Genomic DNA, 21,793 nt, shown 5'->3' on the forward strand with positions numbered 1-21,793 from the left:
CGGACATGAAGACGCCCGTGCGCAATGTGGCGTACGGAGATGAAAGAGGAAAAATGACTCTCGTATCCAAGACCTTCGAACTCTACGGCAAGACCTACACGCTTGAGTCCGGCGAGCTCGCCAAGCAGGCTACCGGCTCCGTGCTGGTGAAGCAGGGCGACACCACCGCCAACGTGACCGTCGTCGTTTCCAAGGAGCGTAAAAACTACGACTTCTTCCCCCTGACGGTCGACTTCATCGAGAAGATGTATGCCGTGGGCCGCATCCCCGGCGGATATCTCAAGCGCGAAGGTCGTCCCAGCGACAAGGCTACTCTTACCGCCCGCATGATCGACCGCCCCATCCGCCCCAGCTTCCCTGACGGTTTCCGTAACGAGGTTCACGTCGTCGCTACCTCTCTCGTTGCCGATCAGGTGAATCCCATCGATGTCATCTGCACCATGGGTGCCTCGCTTGCTATGACCTTGGGCGGCGTTCCGTTCGAGGGCCCGCTGGCTTGCGTCCGCATCGGTCGCGATCGCGAGACCGGCGAGTTTATCGTCAATCCCACCTACGAGGAGCGCGACAACTCCGATCTGGACCTGGAACTCGCTGGCACTCGCGACTTCATCTCCATGGTCGAGGCTGGCGCGGACGAGATCTCCGAAGAGGACATGCTCGCCGCCATGCAGTTTGGCCAGGAGGCCATCGGCGCCTTCTGCGATGCCCAGCTCGACTTCGTTGAGGAGTGGGAGCGCGTCAACGGCGAGATCGTGGTGAAGGAGTATCCGCTCGATCAGCCCAACGAGGAAGTCCACGATCGCATCTTCGCTCACTACGACGAGATGTCCGCCGCTCTTCGCGACGCCGACAAGCTCTCTCGCATCGGCAAGGTCGAGGCTCTGAAGGAAGCCATCAAGGCCGAATTCAGCGAGGACGAGCAGCTGCTGTGGGAGCGCGAGATCCCCGTCAACCTCAAGAAGCTCGAGAAGCAGGCAATGCGCACCATGGTTGTCGAGACCGGTGAGCGCGTCGACGGTCGCGCTGCCGACGAGATCCGCCCCATCATGGTGAAAGACAACTACCTGCCCCTGGTTCATGGCTCCGGCCTGTTCCAGCGCGGTCAGACCCAGGTACTCTCCGTGCTTTCCCTGGGCATGCTCAACGAGGGGCAGCGTCTCGATACCATCGAGCCCGTCGAGGGCAAGCGCTATATGCACCAGTACAACTTCCCGCCTTACTGCACCGGAGAGGTTGGCCGCATGGGCTCTCCTAAGCGCCGCGAAATCGGCCACGGCAACCTTGCCGAGCGCGCGCTCCTTCCCATGCTTCCCTCTGAGGACGAGTTCCCCTACGCCATCCGCGTGGTTTCCGAGGTTATGGAGTCCAATGGTTCCTCGTCCATGGCTTCCACCTGCGCGAGCACCTTGGCGCTTATGGACGGCGGCGTACCCATTAAGCGCCCCGTTTCCGGGATCGCCATGGGCCTGATTCAGGAGGAGGGCAAGACCGTTGTCCTGTCCGATATCCAGGGCCTTGAGGACTTCCTGGGCGACATGGACTTCAAGGTTACCGGTACCGAGCGCGGCATCACCGCCCTGCAGATGGACAACAAGGCCACGGGCCTTACGTTCGATATCCTTCGCACCGCTCTCGAGCAGGCAAAGGTTGGACGTGCCTTCATCCTGGACAAGATGCTTCAGGTCATTCCGCAGACTCGACCCGAGACCCGCCCCTCCGCTCCGCGCATCGTCTCCATCTCCGTTCCGGTCGACAAGATTCGCGACGTCATCGGCACCGGCGGAAAGGTTATCCGCGGTATCCAGGACGAGACCGGTGCTTCCGTGGACATCCAGGAAGACGGTACCGTTTACGTCGGCGGCACCGGCGAGTCCGTCGAGCAGGCCGTCGAGCGCATCCAGCTTATCATCAAGGTTCCCGAGCCGGGCGAGGAGTACACCGGTCGCGTCGTTTCCGTCCAGCCCTTCGGCGCCTTCGTTTCCCTGCTTCCCGGTAAGGACGGTTTGCTTCACATCTCCCGCGTCGCCCAGGGTCGCGTCGATAAGGTCGAAGACGTCCTCAACGTAGGCGACGAGGTCAAGGTGCGTGTTCTCGAGGTCGATGAACGCGGCAAGATCTCCCTCGACCGCATCGATAAGCCCGAGGCTCCCGCCGGATCTGGTAACGACGGTGGAGAGGGCGAGCGTCACGAGCGCTCCGATCGTCCCCGTCGCAACCGCTCTGAGCGCTCCGATCGTCCCCGTCGCGCACCCGGTGATAATGGTGGCCGCACCCCGCGCCGCCATCATGAGGGTTAATCCTCGATTGCCAAATCGTTCGACTGACAGCTTGCTTTAAGTACGTGGCCCCGTTGGTTTCGGCGGGGCCATTTTTTTCTACTTTGTTTTGGGTGATTTCAATTGTTTATTCGGTAAGGAAGAGTTATGGTGAATCGCTGCAGTCTTTTCCCTGCTATCATTTAAAAACCTGTGTTTGGGTAGAGATAATACCCATATGAATTGATGCGGCGATTGTTCGCCGTGCATATATCTGTACGACTATCTGAAAGGATTGCATTCCGTTTATGGCAACAACTAAAGGTAAAACCGCGCCGCTGAAGGTCATCCCCCTCGGTGGCCTTGATGGCATTGGCAAGAACATGACCGTTATCGAGTGCGGTCCCGATATGATGCTGGTCGATGCTGGCCTTATGTTTCCGGATGACTCCCAGCCCGGTATCGATTTGGTGCTTCCGGATTACACGTACGTGCTCGAGAACGAGGACAAGCTTCGCGGCATTATTATCACGCATGGTCATGAAGACCATACCGGTGCTCTTCCGTACCTGCTGCAGGACCTCAACAACAAGGTACCCATCTTCTCCAGCAAGCTCACTTTAGGCTTTATCGAGGGCAAGCTTTCCGAATTCCGCATTCGCGCACCCAAGTTCCGTGAGGTAAAGGGTGGTAGCCATGTAAATCTGGGCTGCCTTTCCGTCGACTTCTTTTCCATGACGCACTCTATCCCCGGAGCACTCGGCATCTTTGTCAAGTCTCCGCAGGGTACCGTTATGCATACAGGAGACTTCAAGCTCGATCAGACTCCTATCGACGGCGTCACCCCTGACTATGCCGCGATCACCCGGTTTGGCAAGTCCGGCGTCGACCTTCTTTTGTCGGACTCCACTAATGCCACCGTCCCTGGCTTCACCAAGTCCGAGGCCGAAGTCGGTCACTCGCTGTACGATGCCATCAAGAACGCCGAGGGCCGCGTTTTTGTCGCGTCCTTCTCCAGTCACATCCATCGTCTTCAGCAGATCTGCGATGCTGCTAAGGCGTGTGGCCGTAAAATCGTAGTTACTGGTCGCTCAATGCTCACCAATACGCGCGTTGCGCGCGAGCTTGGCTACCTTAAGATCGATGAAAACGATCTGGTCGATGCTTACGAGCTCAACGGCATTCCCGAGAACAAGGTTGTCGTCATGTGCACCGGCTCACAGGGCGAGCCCCTCTCCGCGCTTTCCCGTATGGCCAACGGTGAGCATAAGACGCTTTCGATTCACGATGGCGATACCGTCATTATCTCCGCCACCCCCGTTCCCGGCAACGAGAAGGCCGTTCAGCAGGTTGTCAACAGCCTCGCTAAGCTTGGTTGCGACGTGTATGACAAACATCGCTGCCTGGTTCATGTGTCCGGTCACGGCAGCCAAGAAGAGCTCAAGCTCATGCTCGCCATGGCTCGCCCCACCTACTTCATGCCCGTTCACGGCGAGGCGGTCCATCTGCGCGCCCACGCAAAGCTGGGTGAAAAGATGGGCATTCCACGTGACAATATCTTTGTCATCGACAACGGTGATTCCCTTGAGATGCGCGCCGGTAAGGTCAAGCGCGGCCGAGCCGTCGAGAGCGGCGTGGTCTACGTTGACGGCCTTCGCATCGGTGATACCGACCCCATCGTTTTGCGCGACCGTCAAAAGCTCGCCAACGACGGCATGGTGACCGTCGTAGCCACCATGTCGACCAAGCGCAAGAAAATCGATGCTATCGAGGTGTCTGGTCGCGGCGTCTCGTTCACCATCGATGATGAGTTCACTTCCGATGCCTCCGACTCGATCATGAAGATGATCGAGAAGGGTTCCTTCAACTTTACCAGCAGCGGTACGGACGCTCTTCGCAAGGCCGTTCGCGATTCGCTTTCCAACTTTATTTGGAACCGTACGCATACTCGACCCATGATCATCCCGGTTGTCATGGAGGTCTAGCGTGGCTAGAAGCGGGGGACAGGCCAAAAAGGGGACTGCGACGACTAAGTCAGATCAATCTAAAAAGGCGCGGAGTGCTTCGGCGGCTCCGCGCCCCTTGCGCGCTAACGCTAAGCATGAAGAGGAGCTGTATCAGGACGTCCCTCCTTTGATGGGGGAGTCTGTTAATCGCGATATCGCAGGGGTCGTGCTTGCCGTTATCGCCGTCGCCTCTATGATCGCGGTGGTTGCCCCTGCTTCTGCACCGGTTACCAGCGCGGTCTCTTCCTTCTATCATCTTGGGTTCGGCTTGGGAGCATATGTGTTGCCCGTCGCGATGCTCGCGGTGGCCGCGTTGCTGTTCTTGCGCGACCGCGCTCCTGTCAACGCCCGAACCACCGTCGGCATAGCCGTTATTTTTGTTTTCATCTGCAGCGCGCTGTCTTTGATGGTCCCCAACACCGACCTTTCCACCGTTGCCATGTTCGAGTCCCATAACCTCGCTTCTAGCGGTGGCTATTTGGGCGCTTTCGTAGCGTCCGCTTTGCAAAATGCGCTTGGTAAGTCCATTGCAATGGTGCTTTGTGTAGGCGGCGTCATCCTCGGCATGGTCATCATCGGCTTCTCTGTGAGCCAGTTTGTGCAGGGCGCTGCAGCTCGTGCGGCGCAGATTGCACAGAAGCGCAAAGTCGATCTTAACGATAATCCTTGGGGCGAAGCCGTTCCCGCCGCCGCTCTCCAGCACCGGCAGGACGCGCCTGTTGCCGCAGCCGGCAAGCAGCAGTCGCTCTTCGATGACATCCCTGCGCCCGAGACCACGTTTTTGGGCAACCGCGAGACCACCGTTCTTCCTCGTCCAGATGATGATGAGGACGATGGTGATCCCTTTGTCGATGTGAAGGACGAGTATGAGGGCGAGAGCGCTAAGACCACGCTTATTCCCGCTAAAGAGCGCTTTGCTAAGGCCGTAACCGCTGCCGCTTCCAAACCTAAGCGCGGCAAGGCCCTGGACGTCATCGCGGACGCAACGGATTCGCTCGAGGCAACCTCTGCAGCCGAGCCCGCTATGGATACGCCGCCCTGGATCGCCGCAAATGACGCTGCGTCTGTCGAGAAGCGACCGCTTCCGGATTTCCTGCAGTCCTCGCCCGCCCGTGCCCAGCAGACTTCCGCCGATCGCGATGCCGATGCGTATGCCGATGAGCACGCCCAGGCGTCGTCGCAGCAGGGGAGAGCCAAGGCAGAGCCTAAGCCCGAAGATATCAAGGTGAAGCCCGCGAGCGGTGTCGACGATTCTGATGATGAGCGCCAGCTGCCGCCCTCGTCCATGCTTAAGCACAGTCCCAAGGCCGCTGCCTCCTCATATTCCGAAAAAGAGCTTGAGCAGACGGCTGCGGCTCTTCAGTCCACCCTGCAGGAGTTTGGCCTTCACTCGCGCGTGGTTGGATGGATCTCCGGCCCCACGGTCACCACCTTTAAGGTGCAGCCCGGCGAGGGCGAGCGCGTGAGCCGTATCTCCAACCTTGAAGACGATATCGCCCTGTCGCTTGCTACCGATTCGGTGCGTATCTTCGCCCCCATTCCGGGGACGTCGCTGGTTGGTATCGAGATTCCCAATAGAAGCAGGCAAAACGTTTCCTTTGGCGACATTTTGCCCTACGTCAAGGGCGGTCCTTTGGAGTTCGCCCTTGGTCGCGATGCCGAGGGTACGCCCATGGTCGCGGACCTGGCCAAGATGCCGCACCTGCTTATTGCCGGCACCACCGGTTCGGGTAAGTCCGTGGTCATCAGCTCCATCCTTATGTCGCTGCTCATGAGGACGTTCCCCGAAGACGTGCGCCTGATCATGATCGATCCTAAGCGCGTCGAGTTCGCGCCCTATGACGGGCTGCCGCACCTGTACGTGCCCGTGGTGACCGAGCCCAAGCAGGCCGCGAGCGCACTGCAGTGGGCGGTTTCCGAGATGGAGCGTCGTCTTAAGATCTTCGAGCGCATTGGCGTTCGTAAGATAGCGACCTTCAACGAGAAGCAGGCCGCCGGCGAATTCGACCATTACGACAACCCTCCAACCAAGATGCCCTATCTGGTCATCGTTATCGACGAGCTCTCCGACCTCATGATGGTTGCGGGCAAGGACGTCGAGGCCTCCATCGTCCGAATCGCGCAGCTTGGTCGCGCCGCAGGTATCCATATGATCGTGGCTACGCAGCGTCCTTCCTCTAACGTTGTTACCGGCCTCATCAAGGCGAATATCACCAACCGCATCGGCCTTACGGTCGCTACCGGTATCGACTCGCGCGTCATTTTGGACCAAACGGGTGCCGAGAAGCTCTTGGGCCAGGGTGATATGCTTTTTAGCCGCGTCGATTGGGGCAAGCCCAAGCGCATCCAGGGCTGTTATGTTTCGGACGAGGAGATTGTCGACGTCGTGGGCTTTGTTAAGGAGCAAAGCGCCGCCGACTACCATGAGGAGATCTTGTCCGCCGTCACGCCGGCTCTTGTTGGAGGGGCTGGCGCGGGGCCTGCCGGTATGGGTTCGTCCGAGCCTTCTGAGGACGATCCCTTGCTGTGGGATGCCGCGCGCATAGTTGTTGATTCCCAGCTTGGTTCCACGTCCGGCCTGCAGCGCCGCCTTAAGGTGGGTTATGCTCGTGCTGGTCGTATTATGGATATGCTCGAGGAAAAAGGTGTTGTGGGACCGCCCGACGGCTCTAAGCCGCGTGAGGTCCTGCTCGACGCAGAGGGTCTTGCCGAGCTGGAAGCCGTAGAGGCGCAGCTCGCTGCCGAAGATGAGTTTGGAGGGTTCTGATGTCCGCCCGATTTGGAGAGATGCTGCTCACTCGCCGTCGCGAGCGCGGTATGTCTATCCAGCAGGTATCGAACGCTATAAAGATCCGTCCCCAGATTATCGAGTACTTCGAGACCGGTAACTTTGCCTCCATGCCGCCGCGCGGCTATGCGCAGGGCATGATTTCGAGCTACGCGCGTTTTTTGGGGTTGAACCCTCGCACCGTTGTTGACGCGTATTTCGACGAGCTTCATACGTATGAGCGCGTCAACAATACCGGAGCCGGCAGGTTCCAGGATTCCGTTGCCGAGGCAAGTCCGCACAACGTGAATCCTGAGGGCCGCTTCCTCATGGTCAACGGACCCGTGCCCAACTCTCGGTATGGGCAGAGGCCTCCCCAGGCGGGATACGTTTCCGAGTCGGTGTCTCCGCATGAGCCCATGTCTACCAGCACTCTTCGGTACGGGCAGGCAAACCGCGGCGGTAGGCAGCGCGCGTTGCCGCAAGGTGGTGGATACGGTCCTTCCGGTCAGTCTCGCTATGGGCAGGGCCCTCGTCCTGCTCGCGGCGACCAGTATCCGTCCCGCGGCGGCCGTTCTACGGATTCCCGCTACAGGGGGTCGGCGCCCTCTGCAGGCAGACCTCGTCCCCAAGGTTCCATGCAAAACGGTTACCGCTCCGCTTCCGGGCGCCCCAGCCAGCAGAACCCCGGTCGATACCAGCAGTCGCGCGGTAGGTCCTCTCAGCCTCCCTTGCCGTTTTCCGATAATAGGATTCTTATGCTGCTGGGTTCAGCCGTAATCATCATCTTGCTGCTTTTGCTCCTGCTGTTCTTTAGGGGTTGCGCGCCTTCGTCTGACGCGTCCGCTCAGGGCAGTACGCAGACCTCGCAGTCTCAATCCTCCACATCTTCTTCCAATAAGGATGATGATTTGGACGATGACTCTGCTGACGATGGAAGCGATGACGCCGCGACTACCTCCTCGCAGGATGGCTCATCTACCGCTGCTTCCAACACGACCAGCCAGCAGAACGAGCCTACTGAGACCAAGGTTAAGATCAGCATCGCCAAGGGCAAGACGTCTTGGCTCGAGATCAAGCTTGATGGCAAGTCTGTCTACGGCGATACCGTTGTTGGGCCTTTTGAGCAGGAATATACGGTCACGCAGTCGATGGAGATCACCGTCGATAAGCCCGCCGACGTCACCATCACCAAGAATGGTGAGAAGGTGCGCTATGACAGCAAGAGCGCAGGCGTCGCGCGCGTTACCATCACCGCTCCCCAGACTGACTCCACACAGGACGGTACGGACGCCGATGGCACCGCGCAAGATGCGGACGGCACGCAAGATGCAACCCAGGCGGCGACGGATCAAAAAACCGCTACCGGCCAGCAAACCATCCAATCAAACGGCGACTAGGGCGTTTCGATTGGTTCTACGTACGAAAGGAGCCCAACATGGCTAAAGATTCAAGCTTTGATGTAGTGTCTCAGGTCGATATGCAGGAGGTCGATAACGCCTACCAGCAAACCGCGCGCGAACTCACGCAGCGCTACGACCTTAAGGATTCCGGCGCCACCATCGATCTGTCTAAAACGGACAAGACGTTCACCATCAGCGCCCCTGCGGATTTTGTCTCGAGGCAGATCATCGACGTTCTCAATAGCAAGCTCATCAAGCGCGGTGTTGACATCAAGTCCGTCAAGTGGGATGCCCCCCAGGCCGCTTCCGGCGGCACCGTGCGCGTGATCGGCCGCATTATCGAGGGCATCGACCAGCCCACCGCTAAGAAGATCAACAAGGACGTCAAAGACATCAAGCTTAAAGTCAAGGTCACCATCGAGGCCGACAAGCTTCGCGTGAGCTCTGCTTCCAAGGACGCGCTGCAGCAGGTTATCGGCTTTTTGCGCGACCAGGATTACGGTCAGCCCCTTCAGTTCACCAACTATCGATAAGGCATCAGCATGGCTAAAGGTTCTCTACTCTACATCACGCTTGGTTGCGCCAAGAACGAGGTCGATACCGACCGCATGAGGGCGCTGCTTGACGCCGCGGATTACCAGGAAGTCGATTCCGCACAAGACGCCGACGCCGTCATCATCAACACTTGCTCGTTCCTTGCCTCCGCAACCTCGGAGAGCATCGAGACTACGCTCGCTTTGGCCGAGGAGGTCAAGGAGGGTGTTCGCGCTGCGCGCATCATCATGTGCGGTTGCGTGCCCTCTCGTTACGGCGACCAGCTGCCTCAGGAGCTGCCCGAGGTCTCCGCGTTTGTCCGTGCGGATGAAGAGGACGGTATCGTTGCGGTTGTGGACGAGTTGCTGGGCGTTGAGCGCGATATGCCCTCCTTTATTCCCAACATCAAGCGCACCGTCGAGGGCTCCGTCGCTTATGTGAAGATCTCTGATGGATGCGACCGTTTTTGCAGCTTCTGCGCTATTCCGTATATCCGCGGTAGGTATCACTCTCGCCCTGCCGACCGCATCATCGCGGAGGCGCGCGAGCTTGTCGCCGGCGGCGTTAAGGAAATCGTCCTTATTGGCCAGGATACCGGTATCTGGGGTAAGGATTTCAAGGACCAGGTCGATGGTCCCGCAAACCTCGCCCAGCTCCTTGTTGCGCTGGCTGAGGAGCTGCGTCCCCAGCACGTATGGATCCGCGTTCTCTATCTTCAGCCGGAAGGTATGTCCGGCGAGCTTATTGCGGCGATTCGCGACACGCCCGAAGTGCTTCCCTATATCGATATCCCGGTTCAGCACTGCAACGAGCGCGTCTTGAAGTCCATGCATCGCAGTGGCTCCGAGCAGCAGCTCGACGAGTTGTTCGCTCGCCTGCGTTCCGAGATTCCGGGCATGGTCATTCGCACTACCAGCCTTGTAGGGTTCCCCGGCGAAACCGACGAGGAAGCGGAGCAGATGCTCGCGTTCATGGATCGCAACTCCTTTGATTACACCAGCGTGTTCGCTTACTCTCGCGAAGAAGGTACCAGGGCCGCCGAGATGGACGATCAGGTGGACGAGGACGTCAAGCTCGAGCGCGCCCAGAAGGCCCTGGACCTTGCCGAGGCCCTGGGCTTCGCCGCCACCGCCTCGCATGTGGGGGAGACCGCTGAGGTCATCATCGATGGTATAGAGGAGAACGATGGTTTCTCCGAGTTCATCGGTCATGCTTGGTTCCAGGCTCCCGACAGCGACGGCGCTGTCCACCTTGATATCGAAGAGGCCTGCATTGGCGACATCGTAACGGTCGAGTTCACCGACAGCTTCTGCTATGAGCTGGTCGGTCATGTTGTTGAAAGCGAATAGTAATGGCATCCCAGCATAAAGAACTGCAAAGCATTTGGACTCCGGCGAACATCGTCACCTGCGTTCGCATCCTGTTTATCCCTGTGTATATGGCTTTTGCCCTCGGCGCCTTTACCATTGTGGGCATCTCCTATGAGTTCCAGGCGATCGCGGCATTCGTGATCTACATGGTGCTGAGCTTGACCGATAAGGTCGATGGGCATTTGGCTCGTTCTCGTGGCGAGATTACCGATTTTGGAAAATTCCTCGATCCCATCGCCGATAAGCTGCTCGTCTTTTCCGCGCTTCTTATCTTTATCGAACAAGGGGTGCTCGCTTCCTGGATCGTATTCATCATCCTCTTCCGCGAATTTCTGGTCAGCGCTCTTCGCATGGTCGCCAGCGCAAACGGCGAGGTGATCGCTGCAGATAAACTGGGCAAGTGGAAGACCGCGGTTACCATGGTTGCCATCTGCGGATACTTGCTTGTTGATGTTATAGCGCTGTATTCCCTTGATGCAGCATCCATTCTGCTGACCGTATGCCATGTTTTCATGGCGGCCGCCGTTGTGCTCACGGTGGTTTCCGGTGCGCAGTACTTTTGGAACTGCCGCAAGATTGTGTTTAGGGTGTAGCGCATGGAGCTTGAACAAGATATTTACGCGCTTTGCCAAAAGTTGGTCGAGACGTGCGCGGCTAAGGGCTTGACCGTATCTACGGCGGAGTCTTGCACCGCAGGTCTGGTCGCTGCTCACATCGCCGATGTTTCCGGGGCATCCGCTTGTCTCAAAGGCGGCGCCGTTACATATTGCGATGAGGCGAAGCAAGCGCTTCTAGGGGTCTCGCCTTCAACCTTGCATTCTTTTACCGCGGTGTCTCGACAGACCGCTTTGGAGATGGCAACCGGTTCTCGCCAGGTATATGCTTCGGATATAGCGGTTAGCACCACTGGGTACGCAGGTCCCGGCGGTGGCACCGAAGAAGATCCGGCGGGCACGGTTTACATCGGCATCGCCTCCAAGCGCGGCCATCAGGCTTGGCGCTGCTCATTTGCCGGTGACAGGCAGCAGGTCCGTCTCGAGGCGGTCCGATTCGCGCTCGATCAGCTTCTATGCGAATCCATGGAGCTTTCGTGATGTAAACCCTCTACAGCGTCGCATGTTACGACTTGAATGGGCTGTTTTACGTGCGGCGCTTAGATTTAACCGTTTTTCGAGACTCCTTTTTGCAATTAACGATAACGATTCTGTATAGATGCTCCTGCTTAGCATAAAGATATTTTCTTGCAACGAACAGCTGTTCGTAGTAGGATTATCAAGGAAATCATTCGTTAGGAGTCAAGATGGCAAAGAGCACAGGCCCTGCCCGTCAAATTCACGAGCGCACTACCGGCGCCGAGCGCGATAAGATGATCGAGGCGACCACTAAGGAAATCGAAAAGAAGTTTGGAACCGGCTCGATCATGAAATTCGGCGATGGCGGACCGGAGCTGGAGGTTGAAGCCATCCCTACGGGAGCGCTCGCCCTCGATGCCGCTCTTGGTATCGGTGGAGTGCCGCGCGGACGTATCATCGAGATCTACGGTCCTGAATCCTCTGGTAAAACCACGCTCTCCCTTGAGATTCTCGCTGAAGCGCAGGCGATGGGCGGCGTTGTCGCCTTCATCGACGCTGAGCACGCGCTCGACCCCACGTATGCCGCTCGCATCGGCGTCGACATCGATGAGGTCCTTATCTCCCAGCCGGATACGGGTGAGCAGGCGCTTGAAATCTGCGACATGCTCGTTCGCTCGGGCGCTATCGACGTGATCGTTATCGACTCCGTAGCAGCGCTTGTTCCTCGCGCTGAAATCGAAGGTGAGATCGGCGATAGCTCCGTGGGTCTTCAGGCACGCCTTATGAGCCAGGCGCTGCGCAAGCTCGCCGGTTCCCTCGCAAAATCAAAGACTACTTGCATCTTCATCAACCAGCTTCGCGAGAAGATCGGCGTCATGTTCGGTAACCCCGAGACAACGACCGGCGGCCGCGCGCTCAAGTTCTTCTCTTCCGTCCGCATCGATATCAGGCGTATCGACAGCATCAAAAACGGCGCCGATATCATCGGCAACAGGGTTCGCTGCAAGGTTGTCAAGAACAAGGTTGCGGCTCCGTTTAAAACTGCTGAATTCGACATCATGTACGGCACGGGTATATCTAAAGAGGGCTCTATTCTCGACATGGGCGTTGAGTACGATATCGTAACCAAGTCGGGCTCTTGGTACACCTACGAACAAGAGCGCTTGGGGCAGGGTAGGGAGGCTGCGAAGGAGTGTCTTCGCACCAACCCTGATCTACGGGATGAGATCGAGCACCGCGTACGCGTTGCGTGCGGACTTGATTTTGAAGACGACCCCGTTGGCGAGGTCGTGGATCAGACCACGGCGTAATGTCGCCCGCTTGCATAGTTTTCCATCCTAAGTGAGGCCCCCCTTGAGCGATATCGCTTCGGCCGCCGTCTTCTTTCCGGAGAAGGCGGCGGTTTACCAATCATCCTTTCAGCAGGTCAAGCCTACCTCCCGCCTCGTCCTAACCCTTATGGATGGGTCTGAGAGGACTTTTTGTGTCCCCATGCGGGTGGGGCGAATTCTTCAAGCCGACCTCGATGCGCTGCCCCAGTCCGCCTCCGAGGCTGTCGATTACATCGATTCCCTTCAGAGGCGAGTCGCATTCTCCTATTTGGTAGACGTGCTTTCCAGACGTGACCACTCTACAAAGGAGATCCAGGACAAGCTTAAAGGCCAAGGCTTTTCGCCGTCTTCTATTGAAAGCGCCGTCGAGAAGGCCCGGCAATCCCGGTACCTCGATGATGCGAGGTTTGCCAGCTACTTTGTGGATGAGCGGGTGCGGCGTGGATGGGGAAGGATTAAGATCGAGCAAGAGCTGCAAAGAAGGGGCGTGGATCCCGCCGAGATACCCGGGTATCCGGAAGAGTTTTTTGATGAACAGAGCGATGTAGAGAGAGCCGCGGCCCTCTTGGCGCGAAAGTCCATACCCGAGAACAAACCGTTTGAAAAGCTTGTAAGGCATCTTATGTCTAAGGGCTTTTCGTATTCAATAGCGCGAGACGCCGTTCAGCAGCGACTTTGTCGGGATTCCTGATCTTTGCAGTCCGTGATTCTTTAGTTTTGCCTGCTATTCATTTCATTTTGGTTTTTCGTCCAGCTCATTCACCGAAGTCTTTACCGTCTGCCCATGCTTCATTGACATACGTATATTATCAACGTACGATGATTAGGTCATTTGTTATGTGATATGCGCTCATCTAGGATGAGATTGATATATTTCTCATATTCATTTTCATGCGGTGGACTCAATCCATGCAAATGTCCCGCGCGCGGTCATTGGCCTCGTGCAGTTTGATGCATTCAAAATTCTAAAAAGGAGCGTACAAGCATGGAGATTGGCATTGGCATTGTCTGCCTTCTTATAGGAGCAGGTATCGCCGTGCTCGTCATGCGCAACGCCAAGACCGGTAGCATTCGCGAGGCTGAAAATAAGATTCAGTCTGCACATGCAGAGGCTGAGCAGGTCATGGGTGATGCGCGTCGAGCGGCTGAGACGTTGAAGAAAGAGGCTCTTCTCGAGGCGAAGGAAGAGATCATCCAGAATAAGCAGGCAGCAGAGGCCGAGGAGAAGCTTCGCAAGAAGGAACTTCGCGTCCTTGAGAATCGCGTTATGCAGCGCGAGGAATCCCTGGATCGCCGCAACGAGGCACTCGATAAACGCGAGCATCAGCTTTCCAGCCAGCAGGGCCAGATTGAGAAGAAGTCTCGTGAGTTGAACGAACTGTATGAGAAGCAGACCGATGAGCTTGAGCGAATCGCTGAACTCACTCGCGAGGACGCCCATAGGGAGCTTCTCGACAAGGTTCGCGGCGAGGTCACCCATGAGGCGGCAACGATCATCCGCGATAGCGAGCAGAAGGTTAAGGCCGAGTGCCATAAGACCGCTCAGGAGATCATCTCTCTTGCCATCCAGCGCTGCGCTGCCGACCATACCGCTGAGGTCACCGTCACCTCGGTGCACATTCCCTCCGATGACCTCAAGGGCAGGATCATCGGTCGCGAGGGTCGCAATATCCGCACCTTCGAGCAGGTTTCCGGTGTGAACCTGGTTATCGACGACACCCCTGAAACGGTTGTTCTCTCCAGCTTCGATCCGGTTCGTCGTGAGACGGCTCGCGTCGCTCTCGAGAACCTTATCGCAGACGGTCGCATCCATCCTGCGCGCATCGAGGAGATGTATCAGAAAGCTGCCGATTTGGTTCAGCAGCGCGTTCGCGAAGCGGGCGAGCAGGCATGCTTCGATACCGGCATTCACGATCTTCATCCTGAGATCGTCAAGACCCTTGGCGCCCTTCGCTATCGCACCTCGTTTGGCCAGAACGTTCTGCAGCACTCTATCGAGGTGTCTGAGCTTTGCGCAATCATGGCTTCCGAGCTTGGTGTGGACGTTCGCGTGGCCAAGCGCGCAGGCCTGCTGCACGATCTCGGCAAGGCAATCGATCATGACGTAGAGGGTCCCCACGCCGTTATCGGCGCCGATCTTGCTCGCCGCTACGGCGAGAAGCCCGTTATTGTCCACGCGATCGAGGCTCATCACGGCGATGTCGACCCCAACACCGTTCTTGCCGTGCTTGTTCAGGCTGCAGATGCAATTTCCGCGTCGCGTCCCGGTGCTCGCCGCGAGTCTGCCGAGAACTACATCAAGCGCCTTGAGAAGCTTGAGGAGATCGCCAACTCCCACGACGGCGTCGAGAGGACATATGCTATGCAGGCTGGTCGCGAGGTCCATGTCATGGTGCAGCCTGATAAGATTTCCGATGCTGAATCGACCGTTCTGGCTCACAACATCGCTCAGCAGATCGAGGAAGAGATGGAGTATCCCGGCCAGGTTCGCGTCGTCGTGATCCGCGAGAGCCGCGCTGTGGATATCGCTAAGTAACATGAGCGACTCTAACGACCTCATTGCTTTCATCGCCTCCATGTCCGGAGAAGGCAATCTTCGTGTTGAAGAGAACCTAGGCGACGGCTACGTAAAGCTTCGAGTTTCCGAAGCTGAGCGCCGTCAAGCTAAGCACGACATTCAAAGTGTCGAGGATATCGTTATCGAGATGCTCAGAAACGCTCGTGACGCTGGAGCCGATCGGGTCTATATCGCAACATCGAAAGAGGAGGGTGTTCGCACTCTCCTCTTCCTTGACAACGGTTCCGGTGTCCCGATGGGCATGAGGGAGCGTATATTCGACGCCCGCGTCACCTCCAAGCTCGAGACCATGAAGATGGACAAGTGGGGCGTTCACGGTCGCGGTATGGCCCTGTTCTCCATTAAGCAGAACGCTCAATCCGCAGAGGTCCTCACGTCCGGTCCGGGTCTCGGATCCGTTTTTCGCGTTATAGTCGATTGCTCCTCGCTTAAAGAGCGCGTCGACCAATCGACCTGGCCCCAGGCTGAAAAGAACGATGAGGGCGTCTTCGTTTGCACGCGCGGGCCTCACAATATCGTTCGCACCGCCTGCGAGTTCGCTTTGGAAGAGCTTCGTGGTTGCGATGTGTTCTTGGGAACGCCTACAGAGATCGCCTCTACGCTCTATAACCAGGCTCGCCGCGAGTTGGATGCTTCAAGCCTATTATTTATGGACGATGAATCGGGCCTTCCGGTGATATCTCGCCTAGGCTTTGCCGCTGATGCGTCAGATTTCATCCAAATTGCTTCCACTTTGGGCATCGAGATTTCCGAGAGGACGGCCCATCGTATTCTTGCGGGGTCTATCGCACCGTTGAGAAGCGTATCTGCTCGTCTTTTAAGGGAGCGAACCACGCCTGGCGAGAGGTTGATGCGTCAAGTTGATCTTGAACGCGATCGCAGGGGGCTAAAGATTTCGAAGGATGATATCGCCAGCTTTTCTCGGGCCGTGGAGAAGGACTTTAACGACCTTGCTTCACGGTATTACATCAACCTCTTGGGTGAGCCAAAGGTGCGAGTCCTCAAGGATAAGATCACGGTTACCTTTGACCTTGGTAAAGAAGAGTAAACGGTTTTCCAGGTCGCTCGCTTGCGGTATACTTAAAATAATATGCATAAACGCACCACACACGCTGGAGAAACATAGATGGAATTCCTCAAGGTATCGAGCAAGTCTTCACCTGCTTCCGTGGCGGGTGCCATCGCCGGTATGGTTAAAGACGGTGTGCCCGTCAATATGCAGTGCGTTGGCGCCGGTGCCGTCAACCAAGCGATCAAGGCGGTAGCCATAGCTCGCGGCTTCCTAATTCCTACGGGATTCGATATCTCCTGCGCCCCCATCTTCTCCGACATTCTCATTAACGGTGAATCGCGCACGGCTATCAGGCTTTCTGTGTACGTTCACCATCTCTCTATTCAAAGCTCGGACGCTGCCGAGCTGCTTAAAGATTTTCAAGAGGTCTGCTAAGAATGAACTCCTCTATCCTTTCAGGTAAAACCTATTTCATCCGTACGTTCGGTTGCCAGATGAACCTTCATGATTCCGAGCGTGTGAGCGGGTTGCTCGACTCCCTTGGGTGCTTGGAGGTCGGCGAGCCCTCGGATGCCGATATCGTTATCTTTATGACGTGTTGCGTTCGCGAGGCGGCTGATACACGTTTGTACGGACAGTGCTCTTCCTGCAAGAGCCTGCCTAAGCCTCCTAGCGGTCGCCGCGTTATCGCAGTTGGCGGCTGCATCGCTCAGCGTGACGGCGAGGGACTTCTCACCAACCTCGACAACGTTGACGTTATCTTTGGCACCCATTCCATCGCTCACGTGGGCGAGCTTATCGCCCAGGCCTTCGAAGATGGCGATCATCACGTTAGGTGCGAGGAGATCGAAGATAAGGGAGCCACAAGCATGCCGTGGCATCGCGCCACCGCGTTCCATTCTTGGGTCCCCATCATGACTGGTTGCAATAATTTCTGCAGCTACTGTATCGTTCCTTATGTTCGCGGTCGCGAAAAGAGCCGTCCGTTTGAGCAGATCGTTGACGAGGTCGCCGGACTTGTGCGCTCTGGCGTTCGCGAAATCACGCTGCTCGGCCAAAACGTTAATTCCTATGGACGAGACATTTTTGGTAAGCCGCGTTTTGCCGACCTGCTCCGTGCAGTGGGAGAGACCGGCATCGAGCGTATACGCTTTACATCCTCTCATCCTAAAGATCTCTTGCCTGAGACCATTAATGCGATGACTGATGTTCCCGCCGTTATGCCTCACCTTCATCTTGCGGTTCAGTCCGGTTCCACCCGTGTGCTTAAAGAGATGAATAGGCGCTATACGCGTGAGCAGTACATCGATCTTGTTCGCAGCATCCGTGAAAAGATACCTGGCATAGCACTGACCACTGATATTATCGTCGGCTTCCCCGGTGAAACTGAAGAGGACTTTTTGCAGACCCTTTCACTTGCTGAAGAGGTTCGCTACGCCCAGGCCTTTACGTTCATCTATTCTAAGCGCGAGGGTACGCCCGCTGCGAAGATCGATGATCCCACGCCGCATGATGTCATTCTCGACCGTTTCAACCGTTTGGTCTCCGTTATCGAGACCACGGCACATGAATTCAACCAAGGACAGCTGCATACCACGGTTCCTGCGCTCATCGAGGGCGCGTCCAAGAAGGATGATTGCATGCTCCAAGGTAAAAGCCCTTGGAATCAAACCGTTCATGCTCCACTGCCCGAAGGCGCCGACATCGATTCCTACATCGGTAAGATCGTCGATGTCGATGTTGATGTTGCTAAAACCTGGTATCTTTCCGGCTCCTTGGTTGGCGGGCCTCGATGACAATCCCCGTTATCTCTATTACGGGTCCCACTGCGTCCGGTAAGAGTTCTCTTGCCGATGAGGTCGCCTCTCGACTGCATACAGATGTCATCTCTGCTGATGCTATGCAGGTCTATGTTGGCATGGATATCGGTACTGCAAAAACACCAGAGCCAGAGCGTAGGGTACCGCTCCGTCTCGTGGATATCGTTTCTCCTTCAGAGAGCTATTCTGCAGCCCTGTATCAGCATGATGCACGGGCGATAATTGACTCGCTCCTTTCTGCAGGCAAGCCGGCCATTCTCTGCGGTGGCACCGGTTTGTACCTTCGTGCTGCTTTGGACGAAATGGAATTTCCGAAAGGCGAGGTTGAGGGCGAGCGCCGCTCGCGGTATCAGCATATGGCTGAGGAGCTTGGCCCGGAAGGGCTTCACGCCCTGCTTCGTGAAAAGGATCCTGCTAGCGCCGATCAGATTCATCCCAATAATGTTCGACGGGTTGTCCGGGCGCTCGAAATGATCGATGAGGGTATTAGCTACGCCGATCAAAAGGCCGGATTCTCCACGCCCCGCGCTCACTATGATTACGTTAGCTTCGCTCTCACTATGGATAGAGATCGTCTGTACAAGAGAATCGATGATCGCGTTGATATCATGATGCATCAGGGCCTTCTTGATGAGGTAAAAGGCCTCGTCGCTTCTGGTGCCGCTGATGCGATCACAAGCAGGCAGGCCATTGGCTATAAGGAGATCATTGATTATCTCGAGGGGATCTGCTCTCTTGCAGATGCGGTCTCTTTAATCAAGCAGAGGTCAAGGCGATATGCAAAAAGGCAGCTGTCTTGGTGCAGGAGGGATGATAGGACCATTTGGTTGGATATGGACCAGCTGTCAACCAATCAAGCCGCTGATTTCATCATGGAGAAAACGGGGTACTAAATGGCAAAACCGGGCTTCATCTCTACGACTCCCGTCCCGGAGCGAGCCCTTCTCGTTGGCGTTGACTGGAGGGTCAACTCATGGCCTACCGATCGGTCTCTTGATGAGCTCGAGCGCCTTGCTCATACAGCAGGTGCTGAAGCTGTTGCAAGTCTTACGCAGCGACTAGACAAGCCAATCCCCAAGTCATTTATTGGGTCCGGCAAGGTTGATGAACTTGTTCGAATGGTTCACAGCCTTGATATAGAAGTCGTCATCTTCGACGATGAGCTTTCGCCATCTCAACAGTCTTATCTTGAAAAAGCCGTAGGCGAACCAGTGAAGATTATCGATCGCACCGCATTGATTCTCGATATCTTCGGTTTACATGCGAAGACTCGCGAGGGTCGCCTTCAAGTTCAGCTTGCCCAGCTTCAATACCTTCTTCCAAGGCTTCGCGGTATGTGGAGCCATCTTGCAAAAGAGCAGACTCGTGGTGGAATCGGAAGCCGCTTCGGCCAGGGCGAAAGTCAGCTTGAAGTTGACAGGCGCTTGATCCGCAATAAAATCTCCGCGCTTCGAAAGCAATTAAGGCTCGTCGAGAAACGAAGGGGAGTGCAGTCTAAGGACCGACTGGAATCAAGTGCTTTCAGAGTAGCCCTAGCAGGTTATACCAATGCTGGAAAGTCGACTCTACTCAACCGCCTTACGGGCGCCGATGTTTTCACCCAGGATAAGCTGTTTGCAACCCTTGATCCTACAACTCGAGCGTATGCCCTTCCGGGCGGCAGGTTAATTACCGTCACCGATACGGTCGGTTTCATCCAGAAGCTTCCGCATGGGTTGGTTGAGGCTTTCAAATCGACGCTCTCAGAGGTTCTTAACGCCGATCTCATTCTCAAGGTTGTAGATATTTCAGATGATGACTGGATTCGTCAAATGGATGCAGTCGAGTCCGTTCTTTCTGAAATCGGTGCGGGCGATAAGTTATCTGTTACAGTCTTCAATAAAGTTGATCTTCTTGATCCCATTGAGCTTGGCATTCTCAAGTCCCGCTATCCCGATAGCATCTTCTTTTCCGCGCTTACTGGCGAGGGGATTGATTCGCTTACCTCTCGAATTGCCAACGAGGCATCCGCAAGCGACACCGTGCTCAGCGCCACGATTCCGTACAAGGAAGCTGCGCTGATTTCGTTGATTCGCGAGCAAGGTCAAGTTGTTCATGAGGAATTTCTAGGCGAGGGCGTGCGGCTGATTGCTCGCGTTCCCAGCCGTATCGCTCCTCGGATCGAACGCTATATTACCGAATAGCCCCTGCTATCTCACTAACCCAGTGTAGCTGTGAGCAAGGCTAGGACGATGGGCTGGTGGAGTAGGTAGATCAATAGGCTATGGCGTCCAATAATCGTTAACGGATGGCAGTAATCCCTCTTCATCCAACTTGGATATATATAAGCTTTCACGTCTCTAGACAGGTATGCGATCGCTGAAAACACGCCTGCGACATAAAGGAAGAAGTAGGGGATTGGGGGGTAGTAATCTCCGGAAGCAAATCCCGGACCCGGAAAGCCCAGCCACGACAGCCCTGCAAACATATAGCTACCCCTGGGAGCTCCATAGGTGATCGCGAATAATGACACGCAGATTGTTATGCCTATTAAAGGGTTGAGCCTCTTGAATAATCTCGCACCCGCTCCATAGGCTAAGGTACAAAAAGCCATGCAATAGAGAATTCCGAAGGATACGGGTGTGTCAACACTTGCGACAGATGTAACGAGAAACACCACCAATGCGGCGATGGCATACATCGCACCCCTTTTAAGATTGTTCCGCGAGTGTTGGGTCATCCAGCCTGCAAGTATAAGGAATGTCCAGCTAATTGTAGCTCTCCAAATATCTTGAAATATGCTAGATGTAAACCAAGGCAAATCAATCCCATATAGATATGCCAAGTCGTATGTGGTATGGAAAGCGACCATGGAGATTATGGTCAGCCCGCGAAGCGTATCGAAAAAAACGATTCTTTCCGCGGGCTTTTGCTGGTCGATGTCAGACTCGGTATTCATCTAGAACCTTCGCATCAAAGCTACAACCTTGCCAAGAATGGTGGGGCTCACAGCATAGATTGGCTCCATAGAATCGTTTTCAGGCTGCAGCCTCACCCTACCCGCTTCTTTGTAGAAGGTCTTAACGGTCGCCTCGCCATCGATCATAGCGACGACGATCTCCCCGTTCATGGCGTTGTGCTGTTCGCGAACAACTATATAATCCCCGTTGAAGATTCCCACGTTAATCATAGAGTCGCCGTGAACCTCAAGTATGAACGAACTTGAATCGGTTGCTATTTCAGTGGGTAGCGTGAACGTGTCTTCAACGTTCTGTTCGGCGAGAATCGGAATTCCGGCTGCTACGCGTCCAATGAGAGGCAGCGATATGGTCCCACGATTCGGAGTTTCAGTGACATTGGCAAGCTGGGCGTTGGTTCCGTCTTCGTTAAATACTTCAAGAGCGCGCGGCTTTGTTTTATCACGGCGAATCAAGCCATGCTGTTCGAGGGCGCTGAGATGGGCGTGTACGGTTGAGGGCGAAGACAGGCCCACGGCGGCTGCCATCTCGCGAACGCTAGGGGGGTACCCTTTTTCCAGCTGATACGAGCGGATGAAATCGTAGATCTGCTGCTGGCGCTTCGTAATCTTGCGTGCCATAAACGCTCCCTTCATAGTGAAACATTTGTTCGTATTTATCTTGACAAGAACAACTGTTCGAAGATAA

Annotated in this window: 18 protein-coding genes; 16 read left to right on the plus strand and 2 right to left on the minus strand. The window is 55.9% G+C overall.

The window, feature by feature from the left end; genetic code table 11:
- The first annotated feature begins 53 nt into the window (after positions 1 to 53).
- The 16 genes from B3H65_RS08095 (at position 54) to hflX (ending at position 20,332) form a co-directional block, all read left to right on the plus strand.
- A complete protein-coding gene (locus tag B3H65_RS08095; protein ID WP_286684825.1) occupies positions 54 to 2,297 on the plus strand; it encodes a polyribonucleotide nucleotidyltransferase in 2,244 nt (747 codons plus the stop codon).
- A gap of 266 nt (positions 2,298 to 2,563) precedes the next feature.
- Positions 2,564 to 4,240 (plus strand): ribonuclease J, encoded by a 1,677-nt coding sequence (locus B3H65_RS08100; protein WP_286684826.1) that lies wholly within the window; start codon positions 2,564 to 2,566, stop codon positions 4,238 to 4,240.
- A gap of 151 nt (positions 4,241 to 4,391) precedes the next feature.
- On the plus strand, positions 4,392 to 7,028 hold the full coding sequence (locus tag B3H65_RS08105) for an FtsK/SpoIIIE family DNA translocase (protein ID WP_286684827.1): 2,637 nt from the start codon (positions 4,392 to 4,394) through the stop codon (positions 7,026 to 7,028).
- The gene (locus tag B3H65_RS08110; protein WP_286684828.1) at positions 7,028 to 8,428 is read left to right on the plus strand and encodes a helix-turn-helix domain-containing protein; all 1,401 of its coding nucleotides are present in this window, start codon (positions 7,028 to 7,030) and stop codon (positions 8,426 to 8,428) included. The genes B3H65_RS08105 and B3H65_RS08110 overlap by 1 nt, the downstream gene beginning before the upstream one ends.
- 38 nt (positions 8,429 to 8,466) lie before the next feature.
- Complete coding sequence (locus tag B3H65_RS08115; protein WP_009140315.1) at positions 8,467 to 8,964, plus strand: YajQ family cyclic di-GMP-binding protein; 498 nt, start codon at positions 8,467 to 8,469, stop codon at positions 8,962 to 8,964.
- A 9-nt stretch (positions 8,965 to 8,973) separates the two neighbouring features.
- Entirely contained in the window at positions 8,974 to 10,314 is a 1,341-nt protein-coding gene (gene rimO, locus B3H65_RS08120; RefSeq protein ID WP_009140316.1) for a 30S ribosomal protein S12 methylthiotransferase RimO, read from the plus strand.
- Positions 10,315 to 10,316: 2 nt separating this feature from the next.
- The gene (pgsA, locus tag B3H65_RS08125; protein ID WP_286684829.1) at positions 10,317 to 10,928 is read left to right on the plus strand and encodes a CDP-diacylglycerol--glycerol-3-phosphate 3-phosphatidyltransferase; all 612 of its coding nucleotides are present in this window, start codon (positions 10,317 to 10,319) and stop codon (positions 10,926 to 10,928) included.
- 3 nt (positions 10,929 to 10,931) lie between these two features.
- Entirely contained in the window at positions 10,932 to 11,429 is a 498-nt protein-coding gene (locus tag B3H65_RS08130) for a CinA family protein (RefSeq protein ID WP_286684830.1), read from the plus strand.
- A gap of 206 nt (positions 11,430 to 11,635) precedes the next feature.
- Positions 11,636 to 12,718, plus strand: coding sequence for a recombinase RecA (recA, locus tag B3H65_RS08135; RefSeq protein ID WP_009140319.1), 1,083 nt, complete (start codon positions 11,636 to 11,638; stop codon positions 12,716 to 12,718).
- 43 nt (positions 12,719 to 12,761) lie between these two features.
- Positions 12,762 to 13,430, plus strand: a complete 669-nt coding sequence (locus B3H65_RS08140) for a regulatory protein RecX (RefSeq protein ID WP_286684831.1) — start codon at positions 12,762 to 12,764, stop codon at positions 13,428 to 13,430.
- A gap of 294 nt (positions 13,431 to 13,724) precedes the next feature.
- Positions 13,725 to 15,275 (plus strand): ribonuclease Y, encoded by a 1,551-nt coding sequence (gene rny / locus B3H65_RS08145; protein ID WP_117680104.1) that lies wholly within the window; start codon positions 13,725 to 13,727, stop codon positions 15,273 to 15,275.
- A 1-nt stretch (position 15,276) separates the two neighbouring features.
- Positions 15,277 to 16,365 (plus strand): ATP-binding protein, encoded by a 1,089-nt coding sequence (locus tag B3H65_RS08150; RefSeq protein WP_286684832.1) that lies wholly within the window; start codon positions 15,277 to 15,279, stop codon positions 16,363 to 16,365.
- Between the two features lie 78 nt (positions 16,366 to 16,443).
- Entirely contained in the window at positions 16,444 to 16,764 is a 321-nt protein-coding gene (locus B3H65_RS08155; RefSeq protein WP_009140323.1) for a stage V sporulation protein S, read from the plus strand.
- Between the two features lie 2 nt (positions 16,765 to 16,766).
- On the plus strand, positions 16,767 to 18,125 hold the full coding sequence (miaB, locus tag B3H65_RS08160) for a tRNA (N6-isopentenyl adenosine(37)-C2)-methylthiotransferase MiaB (RefSeq protein WP_286684833.1): 1,359 nt from the start codon (positions 16,767 to 16,769) through the stop codon (positions 18,123 to 18,125).
- On the plus strand, positions 18,122 to 19,042 hold the full coding sequence (gene miaA, locus B3H65_RS08165) for a tRNA (adenosine(37)-N6)-dimethylallyltransferase MiaA (RefSeq protein WP_278561921.1): 921 nt from the start codon (positions 18,122 to 18,124) through the stop codon (positions 19,040 to 19,042). Before miaB ends, miaA begins: the two co-directional genes overlap by 4 nt.
- Positions 19,043 to 20,332 carry a GTPase HflX gene (hflX, locus tag B3H65_RS08170; protein WP_286684834.1) on the plus strand — a complete coding sequence of 430 codons (1,290 nt, stop codon included), beginning with the start codon at positions 19,043 to 19,045 and terminating at the stop codon, positions 20,330 to 20,332. It abuts the gene before it with no gap.
- Between the two features lie 14 nt (positions 20,333 to 20,346).
- Here the strand turns inward: hflX and B3H65_RS08175 are convergent, their stop codons facing one another.
- Positions 20,347 to 21,087 carry a heparan-alpha-glucosaminide N-acetyltransferase gene (locus B3H65_RS08175; RefSeq protein WP_286684835.1) on the minus strand — a complete coding sequence of 247 codons (741 nt, stop codon included), beginning with the start codon at positions 21,085 to 21,087 and terminating at the stop codon, positions 20,347 to 20,349.
- Positions 21,088 to 21,726 (minus strand): transcriptional repressor LexA, encoded by a 639-nt coding sequence (gene lexA, locus B3H65_RS08180; RefSeq protein WP_009140328.1) that lies wholly within the window; start codon positions 21,724 to 21,726, stop codon positions 21,088 to 21,090.
- Positions 21,727 to 21,793: the final 67 nt, after the last annotated feature.

This window comes from Collinsella sp. UBA1693, assembly GCF_002320115.1.
In the GTDB taxonomy this organism is placed as follows: domain Bacteria; phylum Actinomycetota; class Coriobacteriia; order Coriobacteriales; family Coriobacteriaceae; genus Collinsella; species Collinsella tanakaei.

Bases quoted from the DNA above. Each gene is read 5' to 3' on its own strand.
- B3H65_RS08105 (WP_286684827.1), top strand. From the start codon at position 4,392: ATGGGGGAGTCTGTTAATCGCGATATCGCAGGGGTCGTGCTTGCCGTT.
- pgsA (WP_286684829.1), top strand. From the start codon at position 10,317: ATGGCATCCCAGCATAAAGAACTGCAAAGCATTTGGACTCCGGCGAAC.
- B3H65_RS08100 (WP_286684826.1), top strand. From the start codon at position 2,564: ATGGCAACAACTAAAGGTAAAACCGCGCCGCTGAAGGTCATCCCCCTC.
- B3H65_RS08095 (WP_286684825.1), top strand. From the start codon at position 54: ATGACTCTCGTATCCAAGACCTTCGAACTCTACGGCAAGACCTACACG.
- B3H65_RS08130 (WP_286684830.1), top strand. From the start codon at position 10,932: ATGGAGCTTGAACAAGATATTTACGCGCTTTGCCAAAAGTTGGTCGAG.
- B3H65_RS08150 (WP_286684832.1), top strand. From the start codon at position 15,277: ATGAGCGACTCTAACGACCTCATTGCTTTCATCGCCTCCATGTCCGGA.
- rimO (WP_009140316.1), top strand. From the start codon at position 8,974: ATGGCTAAAGGTTCTCTACTCTACATCACGCTTGGTTGCGCCAAGAAC.
- B3H65_RS08175 (WP_286684835.1), bottom strand. From the start codon at position 21,087: ATGAATACCGAGTCTGACATCGACCAGCAAAAGCCCGCGGAAAGAATC.
- B3H65_RS08115 (WP_009140315.1), top strand. From the start codon at position 8,467: ATGGCTAAAGATTCAAGCTTTGATGTAGTGTCTCAGGTCGATATGCAG.
- miaA (WP_278561921.1), top strand. From the start codon at position 18,122: ATGACAATCCCCGTTATCTCTATTACGGGTCCCACTGCGTCCGGTAAG.
- B3H65_RS08110 (WP_286684828.1), top strand. From the start codon at position 7,028: ATGTCCGCCCGATTTGGAGAGATGCTGCTCACTCGCCGTCGCGAGCGC.
- lexA (WP_009140328.1), bottom strand. From the start codon at position 21,726: ATGGCACGCAAGATTACGAAGCGCCAGCAGCAGATCTACGATTTCATC.
- recA (WP_009140319.1), top strand. From the start codon at position 11,636: ATGGCAAAGAGCACAGGCCCTGCCCGTCAAATTCACGAGCGCACTACC.
- rny (WP_117680104.1), top strand. From the start codon at position 13,725: ATGGAGATTGGCATTGGCATTGTCTGCCTTCTTATAGGAGCAGGTATC.
- hflX (WP_286684834.1), top strand. From the start codon at position 19,043: ATGGCAAAACCGGGCTTCATCTCTACGACTCCCGTCCCGGAGCGAGCC.
- B3H65_RS08155 (WP_009140323.1), top strand. From the start codon at position 16,444: ATGGAATTCCTCAAGGTATCGAGCAAGTCTTCACCTGCTTCCGTGGCG.
- miaB (WP_286684833.1), top strand. From the start codon at position 16,767: ATGAACTCCTCTATCCTTTCAGGTAAAACCTATTTCATCCGTACGTTC.